This is a genomic window from Nemorincola caseinilytica, from assembly GCF_039540515.1.
Lineage (GTDB): Bacteria > Bacteroidota > Bacteroidia > Chitinophagales > Chitinophagaceae > Nemorincola > Nemorincola caseinilytica.
Map to the genome: position 1 here is coordinate 64,486 of NZ_BAABFA010000019.1, position 15,173 is coordinate 79,658.

General features: G+C 47.9%; 24 protein-coding genes. All 24 read left to right on the top strand.

All coding sequences use genetic code 11. The annotated features are described in order from the left end of the window. The first annotated feature begins 50 nt into the window (after window positions 1–50). The 24 genes from ABD843_RS13120 (at window position 51) to ABD843_RS13235 (ending at window position 15,171) form a co-directional block, all read left to right on the top strand. The gene (locus ABD843_RS13120) at window positions 51–797 is read left to right on the top strand and encodes an LOG family protein (RefSeq protein WP_345083884.1); all 747 of its coding nucleotides are present in this window, start codon (window positions 51–53) and stop codon (window positions 795–797) included. A gap of 67 nt (window positions 798–864) precedes the next feature. Then, entirely contained in the window at window positions 865–1,611 is a 747-nt protein-coding gene (locus ABD843_RS13125) for a phospholipase A (RefSeq protein ID WP_345083886.1), read from the top strand. A gap of 203 nt (window positions 1,612–1,814) precedes the next feature. Further along, window positions 1,815–2,315 (top strand): nuclear transport factor 2 family protein, encoded by a 501-nt coding sequence (locus ABD843_RS13130; protein ID WP_345083888.1) that lies wholly within the window; start codon window positions 1,815–1,817, stop codon window positions 2,313–2,315. A 428-nt stretch (window positions 2,316–2,743) separates the two neighbouring features. Further along, the gene (locus tag ABD843_RS13135; protein ID WP_345083890.1) at window positions 2,744–3,286 is read left to right on the top strand and encodes a hypothetical protein; all 543 of its coding nucleotides are present in this window, start codon (window positions 2,744–2,746) and stop codon (window positions 3,284–3,286) included. Window positions 3,287–3,288: 2 nt separating this feature from the next. Next, window positions 3,289–3,516: a hypothetical protein gene (locus ABD843_RS13140; protein ID WP_345083892.1), complete on the top strand. Its 228-nt coding sequence runs from the start codon at window positions 3,289–3,291 to the stop codon at window positions 3,514–3,516. Window positions 3,517–3,639: 123 nt separating this feature from the next. Then, window positions 3,640–3,831 carry a hypothetical protein gene (locus tag ABD843_RS13145; protein WP_345083894.1) on the top strand — a complete coding sequence of 64 codons (192 nt, stop codon included), beginning with the start codon at window positions 3,640–3,642 and terminating at the stop codon, window positions 3,829–3,831. Continuing rightward, complete coding sequence (locus ABD843_RS13150) at window positions 3,828–4,340, top strand: hypothetical protein (RefSeq protein WP_345083896.1); 513 nt, start codon at window positions 3,828–3,830, stop codon at window positions 4,338–4,340. Before ABD843_RS13145 ends, ABD843_RS13150 begins: the two co-directional genes overlap by 4 nt. After that, window positions 4,312–6,333, top strand: coding sequence for a hypothetical protein (locus tag ABD843_RS13155; protein ID WP_345083898.1), 2,022 nt, complete (start codon window positions 4,312–4,314; stop codon window positions 6,331–6,333). The genes ABD843_RS13150 and ABD843_RS13155 overlap by 29 nt, the downstream gene beginning before the upstream one ends. A 23-nt stretch (window positions 6,334–6,356) precedes the next feature. Further along, the gene (locus tag ABD843_RS13160; protein ID WP_345083900.1) at window positions 6,357–7,061 is read left to right on the top strand and encodes a hypothetical protein; all 705 of its coding nucleotides are present in this window, start codon (window positions 6,357–6,359) and stop codon (window positions 7,059–7,061) included. Window positions 7,062–7,117: 56 nt separating this feature from the next. After that, window positions 7,118–7,834, top strand: coding sequence for a hypothetical protein (locus tag ABD843_RS13165; protein WP_345083902.1), 717 nt, complete (start codon window positions 7,118–7,120; stop codon window positions 7,832–7,834). A 120-nt stretch (window positions 7,835–7,954) separates the two neighbouring features. Continuing rightward, the gene (locus ABD843_RS13170; protein WP_345083904.1) at window positions 7,955–8,440 is read left to right on the top strand and encodes a glycoside hydrolase family 24 protein; all 486 of its coding nucleotides are present in this window, start codon (window positions 7,955–7,957) and stop codon (window positions 8,438–8,440) included. Between the two features lie 12 nt (window positions 8,441–8,452). Beyond that, entirely contained in the window at window positions 8,453–8,866 is a 414-nt protein-coding gene (locus tag ABD843_RS13175; protein WP_345083906.1) for a hypothetical protein, read from the top strand. 2 nt (window positions 8,867–8,868) lie between these two features. Further along, window positions 8,869–9,321, top strand: coding sequence for a hypothetical protein (locus ABD843_RS13180; protein ID WP_345083908.1), 453 nt, complete (start codon window positions 8,869–8,871; stop codon window positions 9,319–9,321). Between the two features lie 10 nt (window positions 9,322–9,331). Then, on the top strand, window positions 9,332–9,646 hold the full coding sequence (locus ABD843_RS13185) for a hypothetical protein (RefSeq protein ID WP_345083910.1): 315 nt from the start codon (window positions 9,332–9,334) through the stop codon (window positions 9,644–9,646). Between the two features lie 4 nt (window positions 9,647–9,650). Beyond that, entirely contained in the window at window positions 9,651–10,505 is an 855-nt protein-coding gene (locus ABD843_RS13190) for a hypothetical protein (protein WP_345083912.1), read from the top strand. After that, the gene (locus ABD843_RS13195) at window positions 10,498–10,680 is read left to right on the top strand and encodes a hypothetical protein (protein WP_345083914.1); all 183 of its coding nucleotides are present in this window, start codon (window positions 10,498–10,500) and stop codon (window positions 10,678–10,680) included. The genes ABD843_RS13190 and ABD843_RS13195 overlap by 8 nt, the downstream gene beginning before the upstream one ends. A gap of 32 nt (window positions 10,681–10,712) precedes the next feature. After that, the gene (locus tag ABD843_RS13200; RefSeq protein ID WP_345083916.1) at window positions 10,713–11,423 is read left to right on the top strand and encodes a hypothetical protein; all 711 of its coding nucleotides are present in this window, start codon (window positions 10,713–10,715) and stop codon (window positions 11,421–11,423) included. 3 nt (window positions 11,424–11,426) lie between these two features. Continuing rightward, window positions 11,427–12,533 (top strand): peptidoglycan-binding domain-containing protein, encoded by a 1,107-nt coding sequence (locus ABD843_RS13205; protein WP_345083918.1) that lies wholly within the window; start codon window positions 11,427–11,429, stop codon window positions 12,531–12,533. 23 nt (window positions 12,534–12,556) lie between these two features. Next, window positions 12,557–13,147 (top strand): hypothetical protein, encoded by a 591-nt coding sequence (locus tag ABD843_RS13210; RefSeq protein ID WP_345083920.1) that lies wholly within the window; start codon window positions 12,557–12,559, stop codon window positions 13,145–13,147. A 97-nt stretch (window positions 13,148–13,244) separates the two neighbouring features. Continuing rightward, complete coding sequence (locus ABD843_RS13215) at window positions 13,245–13,472, top strand: hypothetical protein (RefSeq protein ID WP_345083922.1); 228 nt, start codon at window positions 13,245–13,247, stop codon at window positions 13,470–13,472. A gap of 61 nt (window positions 13,473–13,533) precedes the next feature. Continuing rightward, complete coding sequence (locus ABD843_RS13220; protein ID WP_345083924.1) at window positions 13,534–14,181, top strand: hypothetical protein; 648 nt, start codon at window positions 13,534–13,536, stop codon at window positions 14,179–14,181. An 11-nt stretch (window positions 14,182–14,192) separates the two neighbouring features. After that, the gene (locus ABD843_RS13225) at window positions 14,193–14,378 is read left to right on the top strand and encodes a hypothetical protein (protein WP_345083926.1); all 186 of its coding nucleotides are present in this window, start codon (window positions 14,193–14,195) and stop codon (window positions 14,376–14,378) included. Next, window positions 14,368–14,979, top strand: a complete 612-nt coding sequence (locus ABD843_RS13230) for a hypothetical protein (protein WP_345083928.1) — start codon at window positions 14,368–14,370, stop codon at window positions 14,977–14,979. The genes ABD843_RS13225 and ABD843_RS13230 overlap by 11 nt, the downstream gene beginning before the upstream one ends. Window positions 14,980–15,003: 24 nt before the next feature. Beyond that, window positions 15,004–15,171 carry a hypothetical protein gene (locus tag ABD843_RS13235; protein ID WP_345083930.1) on the top strand — a complete coding sequence of 56 codons (168 nt, stop codon included), beginning with the start codon at window positions 15,004–15,006 and terminating at the stop codon, window positions 15,169–15,171. Window positions 15,172–15,173: the final 2 nt, after the last annotated feature.

Consider the following 15,173-nt stretch of genomic DNA (forward strand, 5'->3'; position numbering starts at 1 on the left):
TCAAATGCATTTAAAGATGTGATCATCTCAGATGAGAGAACTTCTATAATATGGATAAGCCAAAATTACGTAAAGAAGAGACGACCTTCTTATCGGGCCCTTTATCGCGCATGGCAGAGCTTCGATATTGCGCTGCTACGGTGATTCAATTTGTTAAGGGTTTCCGTGCTTTGCATTTTACTGGACCATGTGTAACTGTTTTTGGCTCCGCTCGTTTCGGCGAGACGAGTACGTATTATGGTAAAGCCAGAGACATTTCATTCAAACTCTCAAAGGCTGGGATGTCGATAATGACAGGTGGCGGCCCAGGGTTAATGGAAGCCGCTAACCGAGGCGCAAGAGACGCAGGTGGCATCTCTCTCGGCTGCAACATTGCGTTACCTAACGAACAGCGCCCCAATTCTTATTTGGACAAATATATCAACATCGAGTTTTTTTTCGTGAGAAAAGAACTACTCAGAAAATATTCCGTTGGATTTGTAGTGATGCCTGGAGGTTTTGGTACGCTTGATGAGTTCTTTGAGACGATAACCTTGATACAAACGAAGAAAATTAGGAAATTTCCAATCGCGCTTGTCGGAATAGATTATCATAAAAATCTAATCAGTCATATTAATGGAATGGCCGAAAGTAATGCAATTAGTCAAGAGGATAAGGACCTTATAGTATTTACGGATTCAATTGATGAAGCGGTTAATCATATCCTAAAGTATGCAGATGAGAATCTTTCTAGGTATTATAAATACAAGCCAAACCCTCTACTAGGTGAAAACTCCGTACAGCTCAAAGCAAATTAATCTGCTACTTTTTATCTTGCTATTGTCATTAGTAGTGTGCCCTAACAAGGCGCAATCGCAGTTTGCAATGAAGAAGAGATTTTTTGATTCGCTTGTTGGACGCATGCCGTCGTTTTCAATATACAACGACAATTATTTTGTACTGGGTGCTGAGACAGACAAAAAAATTACCTCAGCCACTTCAAATGCAAAATTTCAAATCAGTTTTAAGCAAAGGCTATTCAGCGGTAAGTTACCGCTAAACAGCATGCTTTTTATGACTTATACTCAAAAGTCGTTCTGGAATATTTTTGAAAAATCTAATCCATTTGCCGAATCCAATTACAATCCTACAATCGCATTCGGCGTGCCGACATTTTCAAAAAAAACTAGTAACCTAACAGGCCTATTAGTATTTGCAATTGAGCATGAGTCGAACGGACGAGACTCCATCTTTTCTCGGAGCTGGAATCGGGTTGCTGCATCTTTCAGAACGAAGCTAAATGATGATCTCAACGTCGATATAAAGGTTTGGATTCCCTTTATGTATGAAGATAATCCACAGCTATTTCATTACATCGGATATGCAGAATTGGCATTTCACTATTCAATCATAAATGACAGACTCTCCATGGACCTTAATTGTCGCAAAGGCGATAAGGGATGGAATGGTAATTTGCAGTCTGCGATCAGTTACAGAATTTCAAAAAAGTCAAATCAGTTTTTATTTTTGCAATGGTTCTACGGAAATGCAGAAAGTCTTTTGTATTACAATAGTACAACTTCCGTATTAAGGGCGGGAGTAAACTTAAGGCCCTTAAATGTATTTTTCTAGATAACTACCTCATCAAACTGCTATCAAAGGCTCGATTCGTTTTCGGACGAAATAACTCATTATCTGTATAAATGCCGAAACTATAGATGCGTATAAGCCCCCTTTTACGTGTTACGAAACTGAATGGGGCTTTTTGTTGCTCTATGCTGTCAAAAAAAGTACTGCAAAAGTGTCGTCGGTTGTCATCCAAATCAATTAAAAGCATGAGAACACTACTCATAATATTGATGACGACAGCATCAATCGCAGCATTTGGACAAAATTCAAAAACATTAAAAACTGCAACAATGAACCAGTCGCTTATCGAACAAAATCGCAAAGTTGTCGACAATTTTTTTGTCGCGTTAGAAACACAAAAATTCGAAATACTCAAGGAAATTTTTGCGGAAGATGGGAAACAGCTAAATCCTTATTCGCCTACCGGGGTTCCGAAAAGTTTTGATGGCGCTAGCGGAGTTTACACGCAATACAGTGGGCTGACTGCAAACTTTGGGAACATGAGGTTCCCAAGACAGATATTTGCAACAGAAGATCCCAACTTTTTCTTTGTAAAATTTCGGGGTGAAATTGAAATTAAAAACGGTGGAAAATACGAAAATGACTATATCGGAACCTTCAAATTGAAAAATGGTAAAATTGTTGAGTATACCGAGTATTTCAATCAGATCGTTATGGCTAAAGCGTTCGGAATCGAACTGAAGTAGTAAAGATTTTAGCAATAGTTCGCTTTACCAGTAAAGAAAAGTAGGGTGTCTGTGCATACAGGCGCCCTATTTCTGTATTAATACAATCTACTTCTGAATAGCTTTGATTAGAAGGCAAAGCGAAGACAAATTACTTCGAAGAGCGTCCAACCATTATTTAAATGTCGGCAACTATTTTGCAACTTAAGTTGACTTGTTTTTGACTCGTCCGGTAACTCCTGAAATAGGGTTACACCGCTATTAAAACTGACAACAACTGTCACAAACGTGCCGAAACCTTACGTTTTGATACGTGTCGTTACGTTTCATGCAGTTACCTGCTATTTCTTGCTATTTGTTTGCGTTACCTCTCATTACATGCGCTAAGTGGAAAGTAGCCCTTTGCGGCAATAGCATCTTTGTGTCGAAAAAAGTCAAAATCAGACCATATGAATACAAAGATGAAAGAACTCATGCCGCCGAAAAAGAAGTTCGCACAAAGGAAACTGAATGTGTTCTACCTGGGCAAGGTAGCATGGAACTTCGCACATGCCCTGCTATGGAGTGAGCAGAAATTCACTGATGAAGAGATCAGCAAAGCCAAAGAACATCTCATCACACATTTCAGGGAATCTACCCACCGCAGGAAAGCCCTCATTGCCTTTTGCGAGCGCATTATCCTGACCAAGAACTACCTCGCCTCGAAAGAGCAGAGCGTGTTGCCGTCACCAGCCATCTGGCTAAACCCCAAGTATCACCAAGGCTTCCCCGAAACAAAGGGTTGGCTTCAGGCGGTTGAAGAAACACGTAAGAACGTACCCGGACACCTTAAACATTATACGGTGCTGGCTAACCACTATTACCTGTACTGCCTGCACCCGTCAAAAGGCATACTTCAGCAATGCCACGACAAGCTTGTGGACATGAACGCTAAGAGCCTGCTTCAATCTTTCTACACAACCATCTATCACTTCAACTACATCAACCAGTAATTATGGACAAACACGTCAACGAGGCTAACGGCGATATTACGTTCACCCTCAAGCCGCTGACCAGCCTGCAGCTTGCGGAGTTATACGGTATCAGCCTAAAGACCTTCTACAGATGGGTAGCCCCATTCAAAGCCGACATAGGCGATAAGCGTGGGAGATACTACACCAATGCGCAGGTAAAGATCATCCTGCAAAAGCTCGGAATGCCGTCCGAGACCATTACCGGATAATGGAAGTTCAGGGATTGTGGTGGATATATGGGGATTGTGGTGGAACAACTGTCCTCTTTGGCCCAAACAAGGACACCACCCCTCCCCGGCAATGATACCTTTCATAAAAACAACTAAGAATTTATGGTAAAGACAGATAGTGCGACAACGCATTTCAGCAACGTATTGCTTACAGGTACGATACTCCTCGCCAATGTAGACGTAAATGGACTGCTGGATTATGGCCTCAAAGCCTTTTTGGGTGGTGCGGTCTGGCTCGGCTACAAGCTGACGGCTGAATATATCGAACGAAAGAGAAAACAAAGGCAACAATGAGCGCAACAAAAGTTATCGCAGGAACAGCCATCGGAGCAGGGTTAATAGCAGGAGCCGTCTACTTCGCACGAATACGCAGAGCAGGAGTTCAATTGCAGGTGATACCCAATGCAAACATCCACCAGTTAAGCCTTGACGGGCTGACGATACGGGTAGACGCACTGCTGAAGAACCCTACCGGGGCGAGTTTCAAGATCAAGTACCCGTTCATAGAGATCACCCATAAAGATGTGCTTGCCGGAAGCTCACAGGTCGTCAACAAAGACATTAAGATACCTGCCTACGGACAAGTGCTAATAAAGGACATGATGGTCAAGATACCCGTCCTCAGCTTTTTCTCGGTGATGTATGACGTGGTCAAGTCACTGCTCAATAACAAGTCGATTGTTTTCAACGTAGGTGTCATCACAACCATAGACCTGGGCTGGTCACAGATACCCTTTGAACACAAACAAGACCTGACGTTAAAACACGAAAAGAATGGAAGCAAGAAAAGCGAGGACGATTAAAAGCGGGACTGAGTATGACCACCTGTTTCCCAAGGCGAACGTGGACACACATACTGTCATGAAAAATGCAGGCGTAGGCGATACAGTAGCATTCATACCGAAAGTGGTACACAAGACGCTCCAGCACACAAAAGGCATAGCGGGCGTACTGAAGGGCAAAAATGACTACGAGACCTGCCGCAATATCTGGCAATTCGTGTACGGGCATATCGCCTACCGCAAAGACAGGGATGGTTATGAGCAGATAAGAAGCCCTGCACGTAGCTGGCACGACCGGAAAGCGGGTGTGGATTGTGATTGCTACACAACGTTCATCAGCAGCATACTGACTAACCTGAGCATCAGGCACAAGCTGCGCATCACGAAGTATCACAGGGATTATTTCCAGCACATCTACCCGATAGCGGAACTGCCCGGAAGACAGGTAGCCATTGACTGCGTGACAGACAAGTTCGACTACGAAGTACCATACAGCGAAAAAAAGGATTACAAAATGGATCTACAGTATTTAAACGGTTTAGACGGATATAGCGATGGCTATATGGAAGGTACCGGGGGCATGGACGAACTCGGCAAGCTCTTCAAAAAGAAAGCGAAAGGCGGCGGCTCATCCGGTGGCGGCAAAAAGAAAGGCGGCCTGTTCAAAAAGATAGGGCAAGGCATCAAGAAAGCCGGACAAGGGGTAAAGAAAGCGGTCAAAAAGGTAAACCTGAAAAAGGTGCTGAACGTGGTCAATAAGTTCAACCCTGCTACGGTAGCCCTGCGCAACGGTGTTCTGGCCTCCATGAAACTGAATATCGGGAATGTAGGCAAACGCTTACGCTGGAGCTATATCACGCCGGAACAGGCGAAAGCCAAGAAGATGGACATGGGCAAATGGAATAAGCTGGTAGAGACCCGTAAAAAGCTGGAGAAAATATTTTACGGTGCTGGCGGCAAACCGGAGAACCTGAAAAAAGCCATCCTGAACGGCAAGGGCAATAAGAACCATGAAGTGCATGGGCTGGATGGTTTCGGGGCATTGTACAACCACAGGACGGGCAGATTTCACCGACCAATGGCGATGAACAACCGGATGAGACATTTAAGCCCGATGCACCCGCACCACCCTGTAAACAGGCTGCACAGGAATATGCCTGTAAGGAATGTTATCGGCAATGAGATGTTCGAATCGGAAAACCCTGTCGGTGAACTCGGAGAATTGGGCGAACCGATCACGGCGGCAACGATAGCAGCAGCATCCGGTGTTATCGCTGCCATAGCATCCACGCTTAAAAAGATCGGTGACATCTTCGGCGGCAAGGGTAAAGGCTCGGAGGACTTTGACGAGGAAGCCAACAAAGAAGCGGAGAAGGAAATACCGGAAGGTAAGAATGGCGAAGATGCCAAAGCCGCAGAAAGCCTTACAGATGGCGGTTCATCGTCTGATGAAAGCTCCGGTAGTGGTGGTTCATCCAAAAGCGGGTCTTCTTCAGGAGGTAGTGGTAGTTCAGGAGGCAGTTCTGGCGGCGGCAGCAGTTCCGGTGGAGGTGGTGGCGGAGAAGCTGAAAGCCCGTCCAGTCTTCCAAGCGCAGGCGGCGGCGGTGGTGGTGGCGGCAGCACAGCAGTAGCACCTTCCGGTGGAGGTGATGAAGAAAGCGGTGTAGCAGAAGCCCCAACAAAAGCAGCAGCGAAGAAAAGCGCGGATGATAGTGGCGGCGGCGATGAACCTAAAGAGGGCTTCTTTGAAAAGAACAAGAAGTGGATCATGCCCGTAGGCATAGGCGTAGGTGTCCTCACAGTGGGCGCACTCATAGCCAAGTCCATGTCGGCAGCCGCAGCAGCTCCCGCTCCATCACGCTCCCCTTCCAGGGCTATGCATGGCGTTCCTCACCACAGGAAGAAGAAAAACCACAAACGAAGCAAACCAGCGGCAAAGAAGAAAACCGTGCATCACAAGAAAGGCGGTAAGACGGTAAGCCGGGGCAAGCTGAAAGCGGTGATGTTTCATTGATCAGTAAAAACCAAATAACAGATATGGCAAAAGGAAAACACAAAAGTGCCAAGGGGAAAACGAAGGGCAACCGCTACTCGAAAAAAGCGCACAACGCCAGCTTCCTGCATAGTGTCGCCACCCGCACAGAGACCAAGGGCGACCCGAAGAACACAGCGATTGAAACCGTAAAGGACGTGGCGATAGGCGTTGTAGGCGGTGGTCTTGCAGGGGCAGCTATCGGTAAACCATCCTTCCTTGTCGGGCTGGGCGTAACGGGAATCGGTCACTACATGGGCAACCACCTTGCCACATTGTTCGGTGTCGGGCTAATGGCGGCTAATGGCTTCCAGAACAAATCGGTATCAGGCGTGGACGGGTTGAGTATTGATGCGGTCAAAGAGCGTGTAAGCGCCTATGGTAATACGCTGAAAGAAAAGCTTTACCTCGACAAAGTACCGTTTCTCAACAAGAACAAGGAAGAAAGCGCAAACGGCATCGGCGCACTGCAATTCTTCCAGCACCCCAACGATGCCCGTGCATACAATGAGCTGAACAACGAACTCGCAGCCCTTGACCAGATAGAACGCCAGATAGAAATGAGCGGCCTTGAACACATGGAAATGACAGGCATCGGCATGGGCGATATGGAAGGCTACGATGAGGTTGGCGAGATCGGGGAAGCAAACGAGTTCGGGGAACTCGGCGAAATGGGCGACCTCTCGGACATAGGAGACCGCAACCTCTAAGGAAAGCAAAAGAATAGAAAACGTAACCATCAATTTAAAAACCAAAAACAACAATTATGTACGGATTTGAAGGAGTAGAAGAGTACAACAACACAGGCGCATTGCTCGGTATTGACGGTCTGGACGGCGATGAGCTGCTGGGCGCACTGCGCAGGATGAATCCTATCGCAAGGGCAAAGACCATCAACAAGCTCGCCAATCCCGGCGCATCAAGCAGGGGATCAAGGGCGGAAATGGAGAAGCACTTCGGGGAACTGCCACCGAATATCAAGGAAGCACTTGTAAAAGGTGAGCTTCGCCTTGCGGACAACGTGATCTACTCGATCAAGCAGGTGAGCAGCAAAACCGTGAAGATGTTCGAAACACAGGACAGCAAATCGGTAGGTATCTGCAATGTGTCGAATGCAAAGCTGCCTAAAAATCAGGCGTTCCTCGTAAGCGGTATTACGCTGCTGGCTGGCGTTTCGGCTGACCTGACCAAGGACAAGATCATGGCAACCAACTTCCAGGGCATTGAAGGGTTCCCTGCACTGGCAACGGGTGAGATCAACCTCAAAGCCAACAAGAAGCAGATATTGCCGGAAACAAGTTGCAGCATCTTTAAGACCGCCAACTACCACCTGAAACCGCTGGGCTACTACAAGCTCGCTAACCCACGCCTCATCCTTGATGACGTGCTGATAGAGCTGACAGTGGAGTTGGGCACTACGGACGGCCTGCAAGCGAATACACACATATTCGCAGCTATGCACGGTACGATCACTACTCCATAATAGTAACAAACGGTTTGCAGCCGGACTGGCTGCAAATCTTTAAAACGCAGCAATATGGGCGACCTGTTCAAAGAAAACTGGAAGTACATACTTGCCGCACTCGCAGCACCCGCTCTGCTTATGGCGATCAGCACCAAGCTCAGAGCGCAGGCAGCACCTAAAAATACTGCCTCTGTCAATCTGCGGGCATTCCTGACGATGATACAATATGCCGAAGGCACTTACGGGGCAAACGCTTACCGCACCCTCTATGGAGGACAGCTTTTCAACAGCTATGCACAGCACCCGAACATTGCCATCAACAAGGGCGGCATTACCAGTACAGCGGCAGGAGCCTACCAGATACTCTTCAGGACGTGGCAGAGCGTGAAGCAGGCATTAGGCTTGCAGGATTTCAGCCCTGCCAGCCAGGACAGGGCGGCGGTAGAACTGATCAGGCGGCGGGGAGCATTGGAGGACGTTATCGCAGGACGTTTCGGCGAAGCCATCTACAAGTGCCGTAAAGAATGGGCATCCCTGCCGGGGGCAGGCTACGGGCAACACGAGCGCAGCTTCGCCTCACTTGCGCAGGTTTACCAGTACGCAGGCGGCCAGTTGGCAGCATAAAAAGCAAAACAAATGGAAAACACCAATCAGAAAGGAACACCGATAACGGGTCTCATCTTCAAATGGTTCGACATCAATGTGACGGAAGCGGACAAGACCTATTCCGTGTCCTATGAGCTGGACAAGACCATCGGTTATATCACGGGTATTGACTTCACTACCAACCGGGATAAGCTGATGTACCAGCGGGGGACGCACAAACTGGAGGTCAACCGATTTGAGGTGTTCCCGGAGGGCTTCCCTACCAAAAAAGTGTATCACCTGCCGGATGTGGAAGCCCATAAGCGGTTCTACAGGCGTGGTGACCGGATACCGGTTGGTAACGGTATCGTGAAAGTGGAATACAAGGACACCAGTGATGCAACAGCTCCATTCGAGCCTTACAGCATACGGGTCGTTCTTGATTGTGAACTCAAAGATAACTAACGATGCAAGGCAATATCATAGCTGTCAACATACCCATAAGCAGGAAGGGCGAGCTGAACTTTTTCCAGGTGAATCTGCCCGATGACGTAAAAGGCATCACGGGCATAGTTGCGGAACTCAGGGGCTTCAATGCCACTCCCGACCTGTCCACCCGTACCCTTGCAGGCACATTAAAGCTGCAAGCGGAACAGAACGCAGGCATCTGTTACAGTTGCCAGTTGTACACTGGAAGGAACGCCATAGAAGATGTCATATCAGGCTTCACCTATGCGGGAGGCAATATTACCGACCTCTATCCTTCAGTGTATTCAGGCAGCACCTTCCGGGGCATACAGCCCGTGAAGATACCTAACAGCTATGTGGTTTTCGGGTGCTTTGAGGATAACATAGGCAGGCAGATGAATCAGGACGTAGCCTACAACGTAGGACTACACCTCTATACGGTTTGGAATTAAAAACAACGCAATGACAGCAGACTTAGCGCACGACTATATCAGGCGAAGAATGGAAGAATTGGGTCATAGCAAGTACCATATCCGTTTCCGTCACTTCTTCCTCCGTCCCAAAGAATTGCGGAGCATATCGGGGAACAGGCAGCTATTCATCCTCACAGAACCCAATAGCAATATCAGGGTGAAAAGCGAGATAGGCGTGTTTGACCTGACCGAAACGACAGCCAATGAATTGCAGTATGAGCATCAGGGAACAATTGAGCTGACCAATTACAGTGTCCTGCCACAGCAGGTAAAAATGATACAGGTAATATTCAAAAACAAATAGACAAATGCCAGTAATAGAAGAAAGGTACGACCAGAACAAAATAGACAGCCTTAAACGCTATTTGAAGCGGGAAGCGGAAAAAGGCAGGACAAGGGACTACGAGATCATCGTTGACGGCTTCAAGGTAGTTTCCCGCACCAATGACGTAGAAGAGTTTGACGACTATGAGGACGAGATACAGGACAACACCCGCAATATCGCCATTCTCATCTATGACGGTGCAGGCACGAACAGGAACACACGCTATTCGTTCTCCCTCAATCAGGACAATGCCAGCCCGATACCCGCTAAACCCATCAACGGTATCGGAGGCCTTGGTGAGATAGACGAGATCATTCAGCAGAAGCTGGAGGAGAAAGACAGGGACTACAAGATCACCGCACTGGAAAAGGAGCTGGAAGAAACGCAGCAGCAGCTAACAGAAGCAGAAGACTACCACAGGCAGCTACAGGAAAGGATAAAGGAGCTGGAAACAGAGGTAGCGGCAAAGCCAAAGCCGAATGCGATCAACCTGCAACTCGGCGAGATAGGCGCGGCACTTGTCGGCAACCTTGTGAAAAAGAACATGCCGCAGATCTCCGGGTTGCTTAACGGCCTGATGGGAACACCGGAAGCACCACCGGCGCAAACACTGACAGAACCGGAAATGGAGGCGACATTCCAAAAACAGGATGCACAAGCCACATCTCAGTTCACGGAACAGCAGCTTCGCCACCTCAAGAACATTGAGATGATGGAAGCGGCGTTCACGACAGACCAGTTGCAGATCGTCATTGCCATTATTCAAAAGCTGATGGGCAGCCCTGAACAGGTGATCCCTGTAGCGCAATTCTTAAATCTTGACAAGGAACATGAATAAGCATAACTATTCGATAAGCATACCCGCAAAAACAGAAGCGGAAGCAGCGGACAAGATCAAAGCCCTTTCGGTACTGGCGACCAAGCTGACGGCGAAAGAGTTGACGAAGCTGGCGCATACGGTACAGCACGACCCCGTCAAAACAGCTATGGCAAAAGCATACCTGGGCGTATAACCAATTTTCAGGCACGATAAAATACAGCAACAGTGGATTACGCAATCAGCAATGGCGCAGAAATGTATGCGGAACACCCGCAAGAGCTTACCCTGAAGGATAAGCTGCAGTTCTCGCTGCTTGGTATCATCGTGGTGGGCGGCGCTGTTATTATCGGCAGGAACTGGGTCAGGAACGCAAGGGCAAACAGCGAAGAACGCAAAACGCTGGAAGAAGGCAGCGCACCGACCATTGCCAAACAGATCAAAATGGCTTTTGAGAATGACGGATGGTTCGGTACAGACAAAGATGCGCTAAGGCTGGCGATCAGGGATATACCTAGCAAGAGCGACTTCAGGAAGGTGATGGTGTCCTACCAGCGGTTATATAACAGCAGCTTGTTAGGCGATATGCAGAAGGAGTTGAAAAGCTCGGAGTATAATGAAATGCTGTACATCATTTCGGCAAAGCCGGAGACCTATAGTGCGGATAATGCCGGACAGGTCAATGCGGCGCAACTGGAAGCATGGGCAAAACGCCTCAATACAGCCTTCAACATTTCCTACGGGCCGTTCCCCGGAACAGATGAACCCGCCATTAAAGCCGTGTTCATAGAGATACCCACACAGGAGGCGTTCAGCCGGGTAGCGACAGTTTACCGTTCCCTGTTCGGCAGCGACCTGACAGAAGACCTGAAAAGCGAGCTGGAACTATGGGAATATGACCCGATGATGCAGATTATTTACAGCAAGCCAAAAAACTAAACGATGGAAGCTAAGAAAAGGAAAAAAACAACAAAGCCGAAGGGCAAGGTTAAAACCAAGGGGAAAAGAAAGGGCAAGGGGTTGGGGAAGGTGCCAGCGGTCAGGAGCAAGGCACCCGCACGGAAACCTGCCACAGGCAGGAAGCCCGCAGGGCAATGGTTCACGCCAGCATCCGCACCACAGGGAAGCAGCGCATCCAAGATCGTGCTGACCACGCTGACCATAGGAGCGGCTGGAGTTGTGGGTTATCTGGGTTTACAGCTCTGGAAGAAGCATAAAGCGGCAAAAGCGGGCAACCTCGACAACGAGCTGGATAAGATACAGCCGACACCCGTTAAGGAAACAAAGCTGCCGCCAATTCAGCCTGTTAACCCTAAACCTTACACACCGCCTACCGATACTACGCATACGGGAAGCGGTGGCGGCGGCAGCAGCCGCAATGACGATTTCCCGCTGAAAAAAGGCAGTAAGGGAGAGATGGTAAGACAGATGCAGCAGGCACTCATTGAGAAGTATGGTTCATCCATTTTACCTAAGTATGGTGCGGATGGCGACTTTGGCAGCGAGACAGTTGCGGCACTGAAGAAGAAAGGCTTACCGACTATTGTTACCGAGAGTGCGTTCAATGTCATCACACAGGGCAGCGATGGCGGTTCCGGCAATTACCCCCTTGCGGAGCAACTGCACAAGGCAGCGGAAAATAAGAGCTTCAGCTCGGTCATCAGCCTGCTCAAAAAGATAGGCAACAAAGACCAGTATCAGCAGGTGAGCAACAGCTTTATGCAGATGCGCCTGAACGGCGTCCGTCAAACACTGGTGAACGGTATGCTCAGCAGCTTTCACGATGAAGGCCAGAAACAGCAGATACGGATGGAGTTCATCCGCATGGGTTTGCAATACCGCAACAACAAGTTCAGCCTTTCCGGCTTTGACGGTAAGCCATTGGTGACGAAGAATGCAGCGACAGTATGGGTGTCACCAACGGAAAGTGTACAGGTGCCAGCCCAGACGGTTATCGGCAATGAAGTGACGACCAAACTGGACTACACCCTGTTTGAGAACAACGGTAAGTATTATTTAATCAAAACGGAGGCAGTAAAGTATCTGTAGCCTCCGCAATCAAAAACAAAAGCATGAAAGAAAAGCTAATAGCTGCCCTCATGGGGCATGGCTACAGGGTATTTACACGCCCGTTCGAACTGAATATCATCGGTATCAGGAGCAAGAGCGCAGTACCGAACCTTTTCAACGACCAGCTTAATATCCTGTACAAAGACGATACAGGGGCGTGGCAACTGCACAGCTTTGCTGCCACCACCGATCCCGGCACTTTCTGGCTGAAAAACCCGCTCAATCCGCAGGGTACGGCCATCCTGAAAGAAGGGCAATACCTGAACACTTATAGTGTCGGCCTGCACCGCAGCAAGTACCTCGCACTGGTGCAAAGGGCACCCGTTACGGTCATCAGGGACATAACGAGGGATGGCTCCCTTGATTTCAGCGGCAAGGAGGATACGGGCATGTTCGGCATCAATATCCACCGGGCATTGCAGCAGGGAACGACAAGGTTCATTGACAAGTTCTCGGCGGGCTGCCAGGTGATCGCTAATGCGGACGACTTTAAAAAGTTCATGGCATTGTGCGACAAACATCAGGCATTGTACGGAAATACCTTTTCCTACACCCTGCTGCACGAAACGCCAACACTGAGCCTTGCAGCCTGAAAAGAAAGGATATACGCGACAATAGGTATGCTGATAGCAGCCATAATCGGGCTGACCACCTACCAGATCATTCAACATTTAAACGAACAGGAAGCAAATGAAACAATTCCTCCAACAGCTATTTAAAGACAAGCTGGGAAGCTACAGTATGAGAGAGGCGGTTATAGCGGTATTGCTTGCTGCACTCATCATTAGTTGGATAGCCAAACAGTTCTTCAACAAGGATGTGCCGGAGTTCATGTTTTACACCTTCGGCAGCCTGATAGCCGCCGGATGTTTCGGCTACACGTTTGAGCGCAAGGGCGCACAGCAAAGCGTGGAATAGCGCAGCCTGTAAACCCTATCATTTTCTATCTCTAAACAATCAAACAACAATGCAACAAAAAATGAACAGGATTATGTTTTTAGTGCTAGGGCTGATCATCGGCATCGGCGGCACCATGATGTTTGGCAACCGCAAGGCGGCGCAGCCGGTAATAGTAACGGGAATGCAAACACCCGCTGATATGAAGAATACCAGCGTACTGGTTGAGGCAAAGTTTCAGGAAAGGCTCGATTCGCTTTCACAGACCAACGACAATCTAACCCGTAAAGTAAGCAGCAGTAAGACCGAACTGCAAAAGGCAAAGCAGGACAACAAGGTCTTACTGGAACTGGTGGACACGCTACTGGCGCATTCAGCCCAAACCACAGATACCGCTACACGACTGGCGCAATGTGATAGCCTTGGGGCAACAGTTCAGGAGCTTATCGTCACTACGAACCTGAAAGACAGCCTGTATGAGGATATGACATCAGCATTACAGGCACAGGTCAGCAATAAGGATTCTGTCATATCCACGCAGCAGGAGCGATACAATGTACTCCGGCTCTCGTTTGACCAAAGCCTTGCGCAACAGGACTTGCTTGCCTCCCAAAGTTTGTTATTGGAAAAACGGTTAAAAAGAATGAAAGCCAACAATAGGCTACTATCAGTTGGTTTGTTTGTGCTTACAGGTATAGGCACAGCAACGATAGTAGCTCTACACCATTAAATTAAGATGCAATGAAAATGAAAGAGAAAACAATTATATCGTCAGCCACATTAATGACATCACTTCTTGCATACTGGTATGCTAAGTCGGCAGGGAAGGATGCAGCACCGTATGTTATGCTTGGCGGCTTTGTTGGCTCAATCATAGGTGAAGCCATTGCCGATAAAGTAAAAAACAAACAAACAGATGAAGGTTGAGATTTACAACAACAGCAGGTGCATTCAATTCGTGTTCGATGGCACTCCCATAGCACTGAATAAGCAGCAAATCATTGCTATAGAGGTGTTAACCAATGATAAGGTTAAGATAAGTACGGTGGAGGGTGCTTCTCGGCAAATCTATATCAGCGCAGCCGATGTAGCAGCTCCAAACCGATTTGCCAATGCTATTGACCTTCATGCTATGCTATCAGACTTATGGGTAAAGGGGCTGGATTGTTGTAACGAAACGAAAGCCCGTATGGATAAACAGCTCATAGAGCTAAATAATATCCGGTTATTGCTTGGCGATATTAAGGAACAGTTGAAGCCAGCGCCGCAAACAGACGTATTTGCTGCCCCAAGAATTACAGACGATAGCCAGCCGAACATATTGTTTAGTGGCTTTGCAGCAACTGCAACAGCGGCCAGTGATCCAGGATGGGCTATCAAGCAGACAATTAGTCAGAACAATCAGATAATTGAATTGTGGTCTAATGGATCTAAGGCGTTGGCGAGTGTCTGGAGTGATCGCTACAACGTTAACTATCTGCCATTGGCGACACCAAAAATAGTATCGACCGCTGCGACAAGCACATAATAGCATTTATTTCAAAAATCGCACATGGAAACAATAGTAATAATAACCAGCCTGAGGGAGCTGTTCGCACTGTACCGATGGGTACTGATACGGGTGGCTAAAGACCCTAAAAAGGCGGCACAGATCGTCAGGCTGGTCATTTATAGCAGTAAAAGGAACAGGAAGCACAGGAAAGCTGCAAAGCAGCACTAAAA